This window comes from Campylobacter sp. CFSAN093238, from assembly GCF_012898015.1.
Classification (GTDB): Bacteria; Campylobacterota; Campylobacteria; order Campylobacterales; family Campylobacteraceae; genus Campylobacter_D; species Campylobacter_D jejuni.
Map to the genome: position 1 here is coordinate 627974 of NZ_CP040611.1, position 15615 is coordinate 643588.

Consider the following 15615-nt stretch of genomic DNA (forward strand, 5'->3'; position numbering starts at 1 on the left):
ATTCCTTGAAAAAGATTTTTTAAGATAATGAGCAAAATTATAGTATTTTTATTCTTTTGCTTTGCTAAGATTTGATATAATTTTTTATGCAAAATAAAATAGATTATAAAAATATTAAAAAAATTGGACTTGTTACGCGACCCAATGTGAGTTTAGATAAGGAAATTTTAAAACTTCAATCGATTTTATCTATATATAAAGTTGAACTTGTATTGTTTAAAGAAAGTTCTGAAATTTTAGATTTGCCAAAGTATGGATTGGATGATTTGTTTAAAATATCTGATTTTGTTATTTCTTTAGGTGGAGATGGAACTTTGATTTCTTTATGTCGTAAAGCTTGTGAATATGATAAAGCAGTTTTAGGAATTCATGCTGGACATTTAGGTTTTTTAACAGATTTTAAAGTTGATGAAGCTGAAAATTTTTTTCAAGCTTTTTTTCAAGGAGAATTTAGAATAGAAAAGCCTTATTTGTTAAGTGTTTTTTTAGAAGATAAGCAAGGAAAAATTTTAGAAAAATTAGCTTTTAACGATGTGGTTATCAGTAAAAACAATCAAGCTTCTATGGCTCATATAGAAGTTTTTAGAAAAGAAAAGAAATTTAATGAATATTTTGGAGATGGGCTTATTGTTGCAACTCCTGCGGGTTCAACAGCTTATAATTTAAGTGCAAATGGACCCATAGTTTATACTTTAGCTCAAGCTTTTATCTTAACTCCTGTTTGTTCTCATTCTTTAACACAACGCCCTATTGTCTTGCCAAAAGGTTTTGAAATAGAGATTATGGCAAAGGATTGCATGCTTTGCATTGATGGGCAAGAAAATTATAAAATGAATGATTTTAAAAGTATAAAAGTGGGTTTAAGTGATAAAAATGTGGCTTTAATTCACCCAAAAAATAGGGATTATTTTCAAATTTTAAAAGAAAAATTACACTGGGGAAATTGATGATAAATAGAATTTTTATGAAAGAAAATCTTGGTTTTAAAAAGGCTGAGCTTGAAATTTCTAAAGGGCTTACCGTTTTTACAGGCCTAAGTGGAGCTGGAAAATCGGTCTTGTTTAAAGGAATTTTATCCGCATTTTCTTTGAGTGAAAGTGAGGCTAAAATTGTCGAAATAGAAGTAGATGATAAGTTGGATTTAGAAAGTTTTGGTATAGAAAGTGAAGAGGAGAATGTTTTTAAGCTCTTAAAAGAAAAAAACACAAAATATTTTATTAACAATCAAAGCATAGCGAAAAAAAGTTTGCAAAATTTAAGTAAAACTTTTATTAAGTATTTAAGCACAAAGGAAAATAACGAATTTGGAAATGAAAAATTTTTAAATCTCTTAGATGCCTTGGAGATGCAAGAAAATACAAATTTTGTTTCCTTTTTAGAAGATTTTAAAAAAGATTTTAATGCTTATAGTCAAATTTCTAATGAGCTTAATGCAATTTTAGAAGAAGAAAAAAAAGTAGAAGAATTAAAAGAACTAGCTAGAGCGCAAATTGAAAAAATTTCAAGCATTAATCCTCAAATAGGCGAGTATGAAGAGCTTTTAATACTTAAAAAAAAGCTTTCTAAAAAAGATAAATTAGAAGAAGCTTGGAGTAAGGCAGAGCGTATTTTTGAGCTTGAAAAAGTTGTTATTGAAGCTTTAAATTTAAGCGAAGTTGATGCGAGTTTTTTTAGTGAATGTTTAAATGAATTGCGTGTGATTTGCGAAAATCAAAAAATGGAAGATTTAGATTTTGATGTGGAGGCGCTTTTAGATCGCATTGAAAATTTATCCTATCTTATCAAGCGTTATGAAAGCATAGAAAATGCTTTAGAAGTTTTAAAACAAAAAAAATATGAGCTAGAGCATTATGAAAATTTAAGTTTTGAAAAAAAAGAACTTGAAAAAAAATTTCAAGAATTAAAACAAAAATTAGAAGAAAAAGCACAAATTTTAACTCAAACAAGAAAGAAAAACCTTAAAAAATTAGAAAAATGTTTAAATAATTATCTTAAAGATCTTTATATGAAAGATGCAAGTTTGACGCTTAAAGAAAATGAAAAAATTTCAATTTTAGGCAAAGATGAGATAATGCTAGATATTAATTTAGCTCATTTAAAAAATTTAAGTTCGGGTGAATTAAATCGCTTAAGACTTGCTTTTATAGCCACAGAATGTAATATTTTAAATACAGGCAAAGGGATATTATTTTTAGATGAAATTGATGCAAATTTAAGCGGAAAAGAGGCTATGAGTATAGCTAAGGTTTTAGAGGAACTTTCTAAGTTTTATCAAATTTTTGCTATTTCTCATTTGCCTCAACTTTCCTCTAAGGCACATAATCATTTTTTAGTTGAAAAAAATGGTGAAGAAAGTAAGGTAAAAAAGCTTGATCAAGAAGAAAGAATTAAAGAACTTGCTAGGATGGTAAGTGGAGAGCTTGTTAGTGATGAAGCGATCGAATTTGCTAAGACCTTATTTAAGAATTAAGCGGATTTTTTATTTTGCTATGTTAAAATATATAACTATAAAAATTTCCTTTCTTTTGAAACAAATATAATAAAAAATTTTAGATATAAAGGTATTTTACACACTATGAATAAGAAAATTTTAATTATTGATGACAATAAAATGCTCGGCAAACTTTTGGCTAAAAAAATTCAAATGACTTTAGATTATGAGGTAGATATTGCTTTTGGTTTTGCTGAAGCTAAGGAGTTAATGAATAATGATTATTTTTTAGCTTTTGTGGATTTATGCTTGCCAGATGCCCCAAATGGTGAAGTTGTGGATTATGTTATAGAAAAGAAAATTCCTGCTATTGTTCTTACGGCTAGTGGTGATAAGGCTACTAAAGAAAAATTTATGGATAAAGATATATTAGATTATATTTTTAAAGAAAGTGAAACTTGCATTGATGAGATTATTAGTTCTATTGTAAAACTTAATCAATATGCAAAAACTAAAGTGATTGTAGCTATGAGCAAGCTACCTGAACGTAATGAAATTAAAAAAATACTTACTCAAAGACAATTTAATGTTTTAGCTGCGGCTCATGGCGAAGAAGCAATGAGTTATTTAAATGATAATAATGATGTTAAGCTTATTATAGCAGATGTCAATATGCCAGTAATTAGCGGTTTTGAGCTTTTGACTCAAGTAAGAGAACGTTTTAGTGATGATGAATTAGGTGTGATTCTTTTGGGGGATCATAATGATTCATTTGAAGCGAATTCTTTTAAAAATGGAGTTAATGAGTATTTGTTTAAGCCTTTAAGCAAAGAAAGTTTTAATTGTCGCTTAGATCGTTGTTTATCTTACATGGATGATAAAAAATTTTTAAGCACTTATAATGTTTTAGATCTTGTATCTGGGGTTAAAAATTATAATGCTTTAATCGATGGAATAGATGATTATTTTAACGAAATAGCAACAAAAGACGAGGAATTTGCTTTTGCTTTCTTAGATATAGATAATCTTCAAATGATTAACGATGAATACGGCCGTGAAGTTGGTGATGAAGTAATTAAAATCTGCGCCAATGAAATAGTTAATGAAACTAAAGGAAGAGATCTTGTAGGTAGATATAGTGCAGAAAAAATTTGTATTTTGCTTAAAAATATATCTCAAGAAAGAGCGATTAAAATCTTTTCTCGTATACGAGTAAATATAAAAAAAGCTGGTGTTTTAGTTAATTTAGATGAAGTCTTTTTTACAGCTTCTATAGGCGTGGTTTTTGGAAAAAGTGGAGATAAGATTGATTCTTTGGTTGATAAAGCAAGTAAAATATTGTCTCAAGCAAAAGATAACGGCAAGGATAGAGTTGAAGTATGTTCTTAAATCTTGATTTTCAAGATGGTTTAAGGATTGTTGATACGCATTGCCATCTAGACAGTGAAGCATTTAAAGATGATTTAGATGAAACTTTAAATCGTGCTTTTAAAAATGGTATAGAGAAAATCATCATACCTGGTGCTGATATAAAAGACTTGCCTTATGCAGCTACAATTGCTCATAAATATAAAAATATTTTTTTTGCAGCAGGGGTGCATCCTTATGAAATTGATAATTATGATGAGAAAATTTTAAGGCAGTATTTATGCGATGAAAAGTGTGTAGCTGTAGGTGAATGTGGGCTTGATTATTTCCGTTTTAAAAGTGATCTTGCTGAAGAAATTCAAAAAGAAAAAGAAAATCAAAAAAAGATTTTTATCGCACAGCTTGAACTTGCTATTGAATTTAAAAAACCTGTTATCATTCACTCAAGAGAAGCAAATCATGATACTTATGAGATTTTACATGGGTATTCTAAGGATCTTGTAGGAGGAGTTTTACACTGCTTTAATGCAAGCGAACATTTACTAACTCTTTTTGAAGATGGATTTTATTTTGGTATTGGGGGAGTTTTAACTTTTAAAAATGCTAAGAAATTAGTTGAAATTTTACCTAAAATTCCAAAAGATAGACTACTACTTGAAACTGATGCTCCATATCTTACTCCAGAGCCTTATCGCGGTAAAAGAAATGAACCTTTGTTAACTCAATTTGTAGCAAACAAAATGTGTGAAGTATTGAATTTATCAAGAAAAGAACTTCTAGAAATTTGTTTTAACAATTCTGAAAAATTATTTTTTAAAGGTTATTAATGAAAAAAATTTTATTGTATTTTTTAATATGTTTTAATTTTCTTTTTGCACAAATTAATACTCCTGAATTTTATGAAAGACAAATGAATGTTTTAAGAAATTTAGATATTAATCCAAGTTTTATCAGTGATTTGATTTTTGTGCAAACTCAACAAGATATAAAATCAAAACATGCTCAAACTTTAATAGATAGCATGCAAAATTTTTCAAAAGTTACTCCTATGATAAGAAAAATTTTAGCCCAGCAGGAAGTTCCTGATGAGATTTTGTATCTAGCTATGGTTGAATCAGGCTTGAAAACTCATAGCGTTTCTAATGCCAAGGCTGTAGGGGTTTGGCAATTTATGCAACCAACAGCTAGAAATTTGGGTTTAAGAATCGATGCTTATGTTGATGAAAGGCGTGATCCAGTCAAGTCAACTTATGCCGCTACAAATTATTTAAAAGAGTTAAAAGAAGAATTTGGCAAATGGTATTTGGCACTTTTAGCTTATAATTGCGGAAATGGCAAGCTAAGACAAGCTATCAAGCAAGCAGGAAGTGATGATTTAAGTGTTTTATTGAACCCTGATAAGAAATATCTTTCTTTAGAAACTAGAAATTTTATAAGAAAGATTTTAACGCTTGCTTTTTTAGCTAATGATAGGGATTTTTTACTAGATAAAGATGCGTCTTTAATGAATTATGCTTTAAGCAATGAATTTGCAAAAGTTGATGTGCCTTCTTCTGCATCTTTAAAAGAAATAGCTAAAAATTTAAATATGGATCTTGCAACTTTTAAGAAATATAATCCACAATTTAAACATAATTTTACGCCTCCTGGTAAAGGGTATTATATGTATATACCACTTAATAAAGTAGCATTTTTTGATAAAAATTTTAAAGCAGAAAAACTTGCGAAGGTTGATACAACTATACCTATGACAAGAACTTATACCGTTAAGTCTGGTGACTCTTTATATAAAATAGCAAAAAATTATAATATAAGTGTTGATGAAATTCGAGAATTCAATAAAATAGCAAAAAATCATCTTAGTATTAATCAAAAATTAATTATACCAATCAAGGAGAATAAAAATGCAAATAAAAACAATTACACTAAAGTTGTCAGCCGTTAGTCTAGGGGCTTTATTTTTTAGTGGTTGTTTAGGCACTAGTTTTTTTTCTAGCTTGGATAATGCTCAAGTGTATTATCCTTCAAATGATTTTAAAAGCAGTCCTAGTTCTTCAGGGACTAAAGGAACGATGAAGCCTTATACTATCAATGGTAAAACTTATTATCCTACTGTTGTAGCAGTAGGCGAAACTGCTGATGGTATTGCGAGTTGGTACGGGCCAGGCTTTCACGGCAAGAAAACCTCTAATGGCGAAACCTATAATCAAAATGCTTTAACCGCGGCTCATAAAACTTTACCTATGAATACCATCTTAAAAGTAACCAATCTAAATAACAATCGTCAAGTTACCGTTCGTGTGAATGATAGAGGTCCTTTTGTAAATAATCGTATTATAGATTTATCAAAAGGAGCTGCTAGTCAAATTGATATGATTGCTTCAGGAACAGCTCCAGTAAGGCTTGAGGTTATAGGGTTTGGATCAAGTAATTCGGGTAATAATATTGTGCATTCTAATGTAAACTATGGAAATAGTGGAGAGATTGCAAATAATGGACAAATTTATGAAGGTGGAAATTTTATGGTTCAAATTGGAGCCTTTAAAAACCCAGCTGGAGCACAAACGATAGCAGCAAGATATAAAACTTATAGAACTTATAGCTCTACTATACGCACAAGCTCAGTAGATGGCTTAAATCGCGTTTTCTTAACAGGCTTTAGAAGTGAAGATGAAGCAAGAGATTTTGCTGCAAGTGGTGCATTTGTAGGTGCATTTGTTGTAAGAGAGTAGAAATTATGACAGAATTGATTTTTTTGGATGTAGATGGCTGTTTAACTGATGGAAAAATTATTTATACTTCTAATGGAGAATTTATTAAAGAATTTGATGTAAAAGATGGAGCGGCTATCGAGGCTTGGCTAAAGCTTGGTAAAAAAATTGCTATTATTACAGGTAGAAATTGTCCTTGTGTTGAAAAAAGAGCTAAAGATTTAAAAATAGAAATTTTATATCAAGGTATTAAGGATAAGTTAGCTTGCGCAAAAGAAATTTTACAAAAACTTAATTTAGATTTTTCTCAGTGTGCGGCTATTGGGGATTATTTTAACGATAAGGCTTTGCTTGAAAGTGTAGGACTTAGTTTTAAGCCAAAAGATGGTCATAAAGATTTAAATGTAGACATAATGCTTAGCAAAAAAGGTGGTAAGGCTGCTGTAGCACAGATGATAGAAATTTTAGTAGAAAAAAATCATCTAGAGGAAGAATGGAATAAGCTTTGGCTATAAAAATTTTTGGAATTTTAATTGCTCTTTTTACAATTACTTTTACGATTTTAAGTTTGCAAGATCCATATTCTTTGAATTTGCAAACTAATGCTTTAAATTTTAAAAATATTGAGGCTAAAAATTTGAAAGCTTATGAGAGTAATGCTAGTACAATTAAGGCATATTATAAGGCAAATTCTTGGGTGAGATATGCAGATAGAGATGAATTTAATGATTTTATTACTTTAAATTTAGATTTTAATCTTAGTGCGAATCGTTTAGAGTTTTTCAATAAAGATATGAGCAAGGTTTTGTTTGAAGGAAATGTTACTTATATAGGTTCTAATAATGTCAAAATTATTTCTCAAGAGGTAGAATACCAACCTAAGGATAAAATTTTACATACAAATACTAATTTTAAAGCTCTGATCAATGGAAGTATTATTAACGGAAATACTTTAAACTATGATGTAAAAAACAAAATTTTAAATATCCAAGGAGTAAATGCGTGGTTGCAAGACAAATAATTTTATTGTTAGCTTGTGTAAGTGTAACTTGGGCAACTCAAATTGAAGTAAAAGCTTTAAATTTTTACTCAGATGAAAATAAGGGTGAAAGTATTCTTAGTGGAAATGTAGAAGTAATTAGAGGTGATGATATTTTAAATTCTGAAAAATTGATTATTTATACGGATAAAAATCGCAAACCTATTCGTTATGAAGCAATGCAAAATGCTAGGTTTAAGATTGTTTTAAAAGGTAAAACTTATAAAGGTAGTGGAGATAAATTTATTTATAATGTTATTAAAGATACTTACGAGATTAATGGTCATGCTTATATAAATGAGCTTGGAAGCAATCAAAAACTTTTTGGTGATAAAATAATAGTCGATAGAAAAGCTAATATTTATCGAGTGGAGAGTAAGGATCAAAAACCTGCTCGTTTTGTGTTTGATCTTAAAGACAAATGATAATTAGTGCTAAATTTATCACTTCTTTAGTGAAATTTGATGAGAATTTGAGCTCAAATTTTAGTGAAGTAGCATTTTTGGGGCGTTCTAATGTCGGAAAAAGTTCTTTAATCAATTCTTTGTGTAAACAAAAAAATTTAGCCAAAAGTTCGGCAACTCCTGGAAAAACTCAGCTTATAAATTTTTTCGAAGTAGCTTGCAAAAGAAATGAAGAAAAATTTAATATCAATTTTATCGATTTACCAGGGTTTGGTTATGCAAAGGTTTCTAAAAATTTAAAAGAAATATGGAATCAAAACTTAGATGAATTTTTAAAATTAAGAACCTCGATAAAGTTATTTATACATTTAATCGACTCAAGACATACTCATTTAGAGATCGATGTAAATTTAAATGACTATTTGAAAAGATTTTTACGACCTGATCAAAAAATTTTAAAAGTTTTTACCAAATGCGATAAATTAAATCAAAGTGAAAAAGCTAAGTTAAAAAATGAATTTAAAGACTCTATTTTAGTTTCAAATTTGAATAAATTTGGCCTTGATTCTTTAGAAGATATTATTATCAATCAAACTTTAGGTCTTGATAAATGAGAAGAAATTTAAGTGCTTATAAAGCAAAATTTAATGGAGCTTATGTCTTTTTAGGATTTTTTTTTCTAATTTATCAGATTCTTGGTTCGACTTTTGTATATACCCCGTTACTTTATGGGATTTTTTTCTGTTATATGTTTTGCTTATTAGAAGAGAGAGAGAGAACTTTTTCAAAGCTTGATTTTAGATGGTATTTTTCTTTATTTTTTTTATTTTTTACTGATATAACTTATAATTTTTTTATTTTTTCATCTTGGTTGGCATTTTTTATTTTTTATTATCTTTGTGCAGATTGGATTAAGACAAATTTAAAAATTGGTAAATTTATCCCTGTTGTTTTTGTGCTTTGTGCTTACGGCATTATTTTGTTTTTGGATATGATATTGTTTTATATTGGAGATGAAAAAATTAAAATTTTAGGATGGGCGTATATTGTTTCAGTTTTTATAGAATGTTGTTTAGCTTATGTGTTTTTTAAAGGTAAAATTTAAATGAGAATGCGTCTAGTTGTTGGATTTATACTATTGTTTTTTATATTTTTATTAAGTCGTGTGTATTATTTGAGTATAAAATCAAATGTATATTATGAAGAGCTTGCTAAACAAAATGCCATAAAAACTGAATTTTTACCACCTGTTAGGGGTCAAATTACAGATAGAAATGGAACTTTATTGGCTATTAATGATTTGGGTTTTAGTATTTCTATTAAACCTTATTTAAGTATTAAAAAGTCAAATAAAGGAATTTTAGATAAAGAATTATCTGAACTTACAAATTTATTTCCTGATTTAAATGCTAGTAAATTAGCAGAAATTTATAAGAGAAATGATTCTTACTATAATCAAGATTTTATTAAAGTTGTAGATTTTATACCCTACGATGAGATTATTCCGCATTATTCAGAGTTAAATCTTAATAAAACAATAAAAATAGATCCTGTTGTAAAAAGAAAATATCCTTTTGGAAAATTGGCTTCGCATATTATTGGGTATGTAGGTAAGGCAAATTTGCAAGATGTTCAAGAAAATGAAATAGCAAAACTTTCTAACTATACGGGAAAAAGCGGTATAGAACGCTATTATAATGATATTTTACAAGGAGAAAAAGGAACTAGGGTTTATAAGGTTAATGCCTTAAATCAAGAAGTAGAACAGCTTTCTTACACTCCTGCTATGTCTAATGATATAGAACTTACGATAGATATAGAGCTTCAGTCTTATTTAACTTCATTGTTTGAAGGGAATGCTGGAGCTGCTATAATTATGAATGTAAATGATGGATCTATTTTAGCTGCAGGGAGTTTCCCTGAATATGATCTTAATCCTTTTGTAACAGGGATTTCTTTTAAGGATTGGGATGAGCTTTCAAATAGTCTTGATCATCCTTTTACAAATAAACTTATAAATGGATATTATCCTCCAGGTTCTGTTGTAAAAATGGGAGTAGGGCTTTCTTTTTTAAATTCTAAAAATATTAGCCCGTCGACTCAATATGTTTGCAATGGAAGCATTGAACTTGGAGGCAGGTTTTTTAGATGTTGGAATCGATCAGGCCATGGACCTGTGGATTTAAAACATGCGATAAAATATAGTTGTGATGTTTATTTTTATAATGGCAGTTTGCAAGTTGGAATCGATCAAATAAGTGAAACTTTATCTCGCATTGGCTTTGGAGCGAAAACAGGGGTAGATTTACCTAGTGAATTTGTAGGAACTTTACCAAGCAAAGAATGGAAGATGCAAAGATATAGACAATCTTGGTTTCAAGGTGATACTTTAAATACAGCTATAGGTCAAGGTAATTTTCTTGCAACACCTATGCAAATTGCTAGATATACGGCTCAAATCGCAAAAGGTGGAGAGGTTATACCTCATTTTTTAAAAAGCATAGAAAATAATAATACAACTATAGAAAATCAAATGGATGAAAATAAAAAAGAAATTTTTACTTTGTTTGAAAAGAGTCAATTGCCTTATATAAGAGATGCAATGTATGCTGTTGCTAATGAGCAAGGAGGAACCTCTTATCGTTATTTGCATAATCTTAATGTGAAAGTTGCAGCAAAAACAGGAACTGCTCAGGTTGTGGGATTTTCACAAACAGATAAAAATAGGGTTGATGAAAAACAATTTGAGTATTATACTAGATCTCATGCGTGGCTTACTTCTTATGCTCCTTATTCTAAGCCAAAATATGTAGTTACCGTTCTTTTGGAACATGGTGGGAGAAATATTACTTCAGGGGCAACTGTAGCTAAAATTTATCAAAAAATGATTGAACTTGGATATTTTAAATAATTTTTAGTTGTAAATTGAGTTTTTCAAAAAAAACTTTTTTAGCAATTGGTTTAAAAATCTTGTATTAAACAAATTATAAGTTTAATACAAGGAAAATTTATCTATGTTAACAAAAGTATCTTAAAAGATGGCTTTTGTTCTTTTTTCAAGCCAAACTAGAGCTTTTGGATAATCACCTAGCTTAGGAGAAAGTTTTTCAAATACTTCTTTGTGATAATTGTTTAACCATTCTTTTTCTTTTTCATCTAACATTTTTGTATCAATACAAGATATTTCAAAAGGACAAAGAGTAACAGGTTTAAAGTATAAAAACTCTCCAAAATCTTTATTTTTAGGATTTTCTACTTTGGTATGAATAACTAAATTTTCAAGTCTTATGCCCCATTTACCTACTTTATAAATACCTGGCTCTATGGAGGTTAGCATACCTTCTTTGGCTTTTGTTTTTTCAAGCACAGGGGATAGATAAGATAAAACTTGTGGACCTTCATGGACATTTAAAAAATATCCCACGCCATGTCCTGTGCCGTGTATATAGTCAATTTGTTCTTTCCATAAAGGTGCGCGTGTGATTGCATCAAGTAAGGGCATAGCTATATCTTTTGGAAAAATTGCACTGGAAATGGCAATATGTGCTTTTAAAACCAAGGTATAGTCATGAATTTGTTCTGCATTAGCCTTTCCTATTGGTACAACGCGTGTAATATCTGTTGTGCCGTTTTTATATTGTCCACCAGAATCAATAAGTAAAAGCCCATCTTTTTTAAGATAAGCAAAACTCTCTTTTGTGGCTTTATAATGTGGATATGCTGCATTTTCGTTAAAGCCTGCTATAGTGGTAAAACTATCACTTATGTAGTACTTGCTTTGTGCTCTAAATTCGCTTGCTTTAACATCTATGTCTAATTCGCTTATTAGTTCTTTATTTTCTATCGCTTCTTCAAGCCAGGCAAAAAATTTACATAAAGCCACTCCATCTTCTATCATAGCATCTTGTATATGCGCTATTTCTTTTGTATTTTTAGCTGCTTTTAAGTGAGTGCTTGGATTAATTTCTTGAATGATTTTTACGCTTTTATCTAAAGAATTTATGAGTAAAGCGGTCATTTTTGAAGGTTCAATAAGCAAATTTGTATTTGCAAGTTTTTCAAGCTCCATGATGATTTCATCATAATTTTTAAGCCAAAACCCATCTAAATTTAATTTTTTTTCAAGTTCTGAATTTACTTTTTTCTGATCAACAAAAAGCAAGGCTTTGTCTTCCAAGATTAGCAAATGACTTAAAAATACAGGATTATAATTTACATCATTCCCTCTTAAATTTGTAAGCCAAGCTATATCATCAAGGCTGGAGATTAAATGAGAGGTAACATTTAAATTTTTCATTTTTTGACGCACTAATGCTAATTTTTCTTTTCTTGAGTAAGAGCAGTATTCTAGTTCGTGTTCATAAATTTTTTCTTGTGGTAAAGTGGGACGATCTTTCCAAAGTGGACTTATCAAATCTATATGTTTTAAATTTGCCTTGCAATTAATCTTTAAATCTTTTTGCAAAGATAAAGGTAAAAGTGCAAAATCGATGCCTAAAATTTGATCTTCGCTTAAATTCTTTTCCAACCATTTGGTAAAAGTATTTTTAGCATCTTGCTTTTGTAAAAGTATGCCACTACCTTCTAATTCCTTTTGTGCTTGAAGCCAATATCTTCCATCTACCCACAAAAAGCCCTCTTCTTGTGTGATAAGAACTGTTCCAACAGAACCCTTAAAGCCACTGATAAAGACTCTGTTTTTGTAATATTCTGGTAAATATTCGCTCAAATGCGGATCCGCGCTTAAGATGAGATAGGCGTCAATATTATTTTCTTTCATTAATCTTCTAAGTTCTAATACTCTTTGTTTGTAAATACTCATATTTTCTCCTTAATATTAATTTTTTAGTATTTTATTGATAGGTTTTTTGAGTATAAGTAAAATTATAACAGCACCAAGTAATATCCACATACATTGGTAAAATAAATTTGGCAAATAAGCTATATTTTCTTCACTTGCTTTACCACCTATGAATCCAGCTAAAGCATTGCCTAATGCACTTGCTACAAACCAAAGTCCCATGACTTGAGATTTAATTAAATTAGGTGCAATTTTTGTCATTATAGAAAGTCCCACAGGGGAAAGGCAAAGCTCTCCTAAAACCATAAGCAAAAAGCTACTGACAAGCCACCAAGGTGAAACTAAAATAATTTGTGATGAATTTTCTAAATTTTCTCTTAATGTATTAGCATCGCCATTTAAACTAATTGCATGATTTGAAGCTAAAGCCATTATTAAAAATGCCAAAGCTGCACCCAAAAGTCCTAATGCAAATTTAATAATAGATGAAATTTCTTTATTATTTTTGGCACATATAGTCCATATAAAAGCACTAAAAGGTGCAAAAAGTATAACAAATAAACCTCCAAGAGATTGAAACCATATTGTAGGAATTTCATAATTTAATATGGTTTTATCTGTTAATTTTTCTGCAAAAAAATTAAAAGAAGTGTATTGTTGCTCATATACTGACCAAAATAACGCAGCCGCTAAAAATAAAACAATAAAAATAATTAAATTTCTTTTTTCTTCTATTTTTAAAGAAGTAAAAGCGAAAAGATATAAAAAATAAATTCCAGCACAAGCTAAGATAGTTAGAATAATATTTTTATTAATAACTTGTGCATCTAATTTTATAAAACCACCAAGGATTAAAAATATTGCTCCAAGCAAAACAATACCTGATACAATGATGATGTAAAATGCGTTTTTGCTTTTTTTGCTTGGTCTATCCCAAGTAGAGTCTATGCCAACTTTTTCATCAAATTCTTTTAAATCAGGCATAGTTTTTAGGTAGAAAATAATTACCGCTAAAAGCATACCAATCCCACCTGCACCAAAACCAAAATGCCATCCGTATTCTTTTTGTAAAAAGCCGCAAATTAAAGGAGCTACAAAAGCACCAAAATTAAAGCACATATAAAAAAGAGTAAAACCAGAGTCACGCCTTGCATCATTTTTTTTATAAAGCATTCCAACCATTACAGAAGCACAAGTTTTAAAAAGTCCTGTACCTATAACCAAAAAAACCATACCAACAAAAATCATTTTATTGTTAAAATAAGAAAAGGCTATGCACAAATGTCCAAATGCTATAGTTAGAGCACCTAGTAAAATTGCTCTTTTTTGTCCTAAGTAATTGTCCGCAAGCCATCCACCTGGCAAAGCAGCAAGATATAAACAACTTGCAAAAATTCCCATAATTGCACTTGCTTCTTCAGGTTTTAAGTTCATTCCACTTTTTTCAAAACTTGCTATCATAAAAAGGTAAAGCAAGGGACGAATTCCGTAAAAAGAAAATCTTTCCCAAAGCTCAGTAAGTGAAAGAGATAAAAGTGGTTTTGGATGTCCAAAAAATGAAGTATCTAAATTTTTTACATTTTTACTCAATTTATATCCTTTGTGTATTTTTATTTATAAATTATAGACAAGAAATTAAAAAATATGTATAACTTTGTAATATTTTTAAATGATTTATATCATAATGTTACTTTTTTGCAAATATAAAAAAAAGAAATATTAAGATCAATTTTCAACTTTGGTGTATTTTGTATTTTAAGTTTAGTTAGATAATTGCTTATTTTTTTTGTTAAGATGGTTTTTTAGCAATAAAAAGCAAAAGTGCTACAACAAAAAGCATCCACATGCATTGTCTAAAAATATTAGGAAGTTGATCGATGTTTTTAATATTGACATTTCCTCTTATAAGTCCTGCAACAAAATTTCCAAGCGCACTTGCTACAAACCAAAGTCCTATGATTTGATTTTTGATTAAATCAGGGGCAACCTTAGCCATTATAGAGAGTCCAATAGGAGACACGCATAGTTCCCCAAGTGTTAAAAAGAATATACTTATGATAATCCAAGCCATGGATATTGGTAAACCATTGTTGTTTATTAGATTTTGTGAAGCAAAGGTCATCATCATAAAGCCAATACCGGCAAATAATATTCCTAAAGTAAATTTTCCAATGGAAGAAAAATATATATTTTTTTCTCTAAAAATATCCAAATATAACTTGCTATAGGAGCAAGTATGATGATAAAAATTGGATTAAAAGATTGAAACCAGTTTGTTGGAATTTTCCAATCAAAAATATTTCTATTTGTAAAATCTTGCGCAAAAAGATTATAAGCGGTAGGGTTTTTGTTTAAAAGTACTCCAAAAAAAGTGGCTGCAAAGAATAAAACAATTAAAATTATTAATTGTTGTTTCTCTCTTTTATTTAAGGCTTTAAAAACAAAAAGATATATGAAATAAATTACCAAGCATAGTAAAATTACAATTAGAAGTTTTTTTGATAGTATTATATGGGATTAATATTTACAAGATTAATAAACATTAGAAAAAATCCAATAATACTTAACAAGCTTATACTTAGTATAAGAGTTAAATTTTTTACTTTTTTAAATGGTTGTTCCCAGTTTTGCTTTAAGGTGCAATTTTTATGAAATTCTTCAAGCTCAGGGGCAGCTTTAAAATATAAAATAAGCAAAGAGATTAGCATACCTAAACCTCCTAGCCAAATCCTAAATGATAATTCCATTTTGCTTGAACAAAACCACATATAAGAGGAGCAATGAATGCTCCAATGTTAATTCCTATATAAAAAATCGTATAGCCAGTATCACATCTTGTATCATTTTGTTTATACAACATT

At 29.2% G+C, this 15615-nt stretch carries 18 protein-coding genes; 12 read left to right on the forward strand and 6 right to left on the reverse strand.

Annotated elements, in window-relative coordinates:
* Positions 1-86 precede the first annotated feature (86 nt).
* The 12 genes from FBF21_RS03360 (at position 87) to mrdA (ending at position 10864) form a co-directional block, all read left to right on the forward strand.
* A complete protein-coding gene (locus FBF21_RS03360; protein WP_002908825.1) occupies positions 87-947 on the forward strand; it encodes an NAD(+) kinase in 861 nt (286 codons plus the stop codon).
* The gene (locus FBF21_RS03365) at positions 947-2470 is read left to right on the forward strand and encodes a DNA repair protein RecN (RefSeq protein WP_002870093.1); all 1524 of its coding nucleotides are present in this window, start codon (positions 947-949) and stop codon (positions 2468-2470) included. The genes FBF21_RS03360 and FBF21_RS03365 overlap by 1 nt, the downstream gene beginning before the upstream one ends.
* Before the next feature lie 105 nt (positions 2471-2575).
* Positions 2576-3820 carry a bile resistance response regulator CbrR gene (gene cbrR, locus FBF21_RS03370; protein ID WP_002870095.1) on the forward strand — a complete coding sequence of 415 codons (1245 nt, stop codon included), beginning with the start codon at positions 2576-2578 and terminating at the stop codon, positions 3818-3820.
* Complete coding sequence (locus FBF21_RS03375; protein ID WP_002852210.1) at positions 3811-4626, forward strand: TatD family hydrolase; 816 nt, start codon at positions 3811-3813, stop codon at positions 4624-4626. Before cbrR ends, FBF21_RS03375 begins: the two co-directional genes overlap by 10 nt.
* Positions 4626-5744 (forward strand): lytic transglycosylase domain-containing protein, encoded by a 1119-nt coding sequence (locus FBF21_RS03380; RefSeq protein ID WP_002870096.1) that lies wholly within the window; start codon positions 4626-4628, stop codon positions 5742-5744. The genes FBF21_RS03375 and FBF21_RS03380 overlap by 1 nt, the downstream gene beginning before the upstream one ends.
* Complete coding sequence (locus FBF21_RS03385) at positions 5704-6531, forward strand: septal ring lytic transglycosylase RlpA family protein (RefSeq protein WP_002859583.1); 828 nt, start codon at positions 5704-5706, stop codon at positions 6529-6531. The genes FBF21_RS03380 and FBF21_RS03385 overlap by 41 nt, the downstream gene beginning before the upstream one ends.
* 5 nt (positions 6532-6536) lie before the next feature.
* Entirely contained in the window at positions 6537-7025 is a 489-nt protein-coding gene (locus tag FBF21_RS03390; protein ID WP_002859584.1) for an HAD-IIIA family hydrolase, read from the forward strand.
* Positions 7016-7531 (forward strand): hypothetical protein, encoded by a 516-nt coding sequence (locus FBF21_RS03395; RefSeq protein WP_002859585.1) that lies wholly within the window; start codon positions 7016-7018, stop codon positions 7529-7531. Before FBF21_RS03390 ends, FBF21_RS03395 begins: the two co-directional genes overlap by 10 nt.
* Complete coding sequence (locus FBF21_RS03400; RefSeq protein ID WP_002859586.1) at positions 7513-7974, forward strand: LptA/OstA family protein; 462 nt, start codon at positions 7513-7515, stop codon at positions 7972-7974. The genes FBF21_RS03395 and FBF21_RS03400 overlap by 19 nt, the downstream gene beginning before the upstream one ends.
* Entirely contained in the window at positions 7971-8567 is a 597-nt protein-coding gene (gene yihA / locus FBF21_RS03405; protein ID WP_002859990.1) for a ribosome biogenesis GTP-binding protein YihA/YsxC, read from the forward strand. Before FBF21_RS03400 ends, yihA begins: the two co-directional genes overlap by 4 nt.
* A complete protein-coding gene (locus tag FBF21_RS03410) occupies positions 8564-9058 on the forward strand; it encodes a hypothetical protein (protein WP_002859588.1) in 495 nt (164 codons plus the stop codon). Before yihA ends, FBF21_RS03410 begins: the two co-directional genes overlap by 4 nt.
* Complete coding sequence (gene mrdA / locus FBF21_RS03415; protein WP_002870097.1) at positions 9059-10864, forward strand: penicillin-binding protein 2; 1806 nt, start codon at positions 9059-9061, stop codon at positions 10862-10864.
* A 120-nt stretch (positions 10865-10984) separates the two neighbouring features.
* On the opposite strand, the gene FBF21_RS03420 is transcribed toward mrdA, so the two are convergent.
* The 6 genes from FBF21_RS03420 to FBF21_RS09140 form a co-directional block, all read right to left on the reverse strand.
* Positions 10985-12775 carry an aminopeptidase P family N-terminal domain-containing protein gene (locus tag FBF21_RS03420; RefSeq protein WP_002865668.1) on the reverse strand — a complete coding sequence of 597 codons (1791 nt, stop codon included), beginning with the start codon at positions 12773-12775 and terminating at the stop codon, positions 10985-10987.
* A gap of 15 nt (positions 12776-12790) precedes the next feature.
* On the reverse strand, positions 12791-14344 hold the full coding sequence (locus FBF21_RS03425) for a peptide MFS transporter (protein ID WP_002867729.1): 1554 nt from the start codon (positions 14342-14344) through the stop codon (positions 12791-12793).
* Positions 14345-14543: 199 nt separating this feature from the next.
* Positions 14544-14966: a hypothetical protein gene (locus FBF21_RS09125; RefSeq protein WP_032600601.1), complete on the reverse strand. Its 423-nt coding sequence runs from the start codon at positions 14964-14966 to the stop codon at positions 14544-14546.
* Positions 14909-15223, reverse strand: coding sequence for an amino acid transporter (locus FBF21_RS09130; protein ID WP_002859995.1), 315 nt, complete (start codon positions 15221-15223; stop codon positions 14909-14911). Before FBF21_RS09130 ends, FBF21_RS09125 begins: the two co-directional genes overlap by 58 nt.
* Positions 15224-15261: 38 nt before the next feature.
* Positions 15262-15462: a hypothetical protein gene (locus FBF21_RS09135; protein ID WP_032596815.1), complete on the reverse strand. Its 201-nt coding sequence runs from the start codon at positions 15460-15462 to the stop codon at positions 15262-15264.
* An 11-nt stretch (positions 15463-15473) separates the two neighbouring features.
* Entirely contained in the window at positions 15474-15614 is a 141-nt protein-coding gene (locus FBF21_RS09140) for a Di-/tripeptide transporter (RefSeq protein WP_014517210.1), read from the reverse strand.
* Between the last annotated feature and the right edge of the window lies 1 nt (position 15615).

Coding starts and splice junctions, on each gene's coding strand:
- FBF21_RS03375 (WP_002852210.1), top strand. CDS start 3,811: ATGTTCTTAAATCTTGATTTTCAAGATGGTTTAAGGATTGTTGATACG.
- FBF21_RS03360 (WP_002908825.1), top strand. CDS start 87: ATGCAAAATAAAATAGATTATAAAAATATTAAAAAAATTGGACTTGTT.
- FBF21_RS03385 (WP_002859583.1), top strand. CDS start 5,704: ATGCAAATAAAAACAATTACACTAAAGTTGTCAGCCGTTAGTCTAGGG.
- FBF21_RS09135 (WP_032596815.1), bottom strand. CDS start 15,462: ATGCTAATCTCTTTGCTTATTTTATATTTTAAAGCTGCCCCTGAGCTT.
- FBF21_RS03410 (WP_002859588.1), top strand. CDS start 8,564: ATGAGAAGAAATTTAAGTGCTTATAAAGCAAAATTTAATGGAGCTTAT.
- FBF21_RS03365 (WP_002870093.1), top strand. CDS start 947: ATGATAAATAGAATTTTTATGAAAGAAAATCTTGGTTTTAAAAAGGCT.
- yihA (WP_002859990.1), top strand. CDS start 7,971: ATGATAATTAGTGCTAAATTTATCACTTCTTTAGTGAAATTTGATGAG.
- mrdA (WP_002870097.1), top strand. CDS start 9,059: ATGAGAATGCGTCTAGTTGTTGGATTTATACTATTGTTTTTTATATTT.
- FBF21_RS03420 (WP_002865668.1), bottom strand. CDS start 12,775: ATGAGTATTTACAAACAAAGAGTATTAGAACTTAGAAGATTAATGAAA.
- FBF21_RS03380 (WP_002870096.1), top strand. CDS start 4,626: ATGAAAAAAATTTTATTGTATTTTTTAATATGTTTTAATTTTCTTTTT.
- cbrR (WP_002870095.1), top strand. CDS start 2,576: ATGAATAAGAAAATTTTAATTATTGATGACAATAAAATGCTCGGCAAA.
- FBF21_RS09140 (WP_014517210.1), bottom strand. CDS start 15,614: ATGTTGTATAAACAAAATGATACAAGATGTGATACTGGCTATACGATT.
- FBF21_RS03390 (WP_002859584.1), top strand. CDS start 6,537: ATGACAGAATTGATTTTTTTGGATGTAGATGGCTGTTTAACTGATGGA.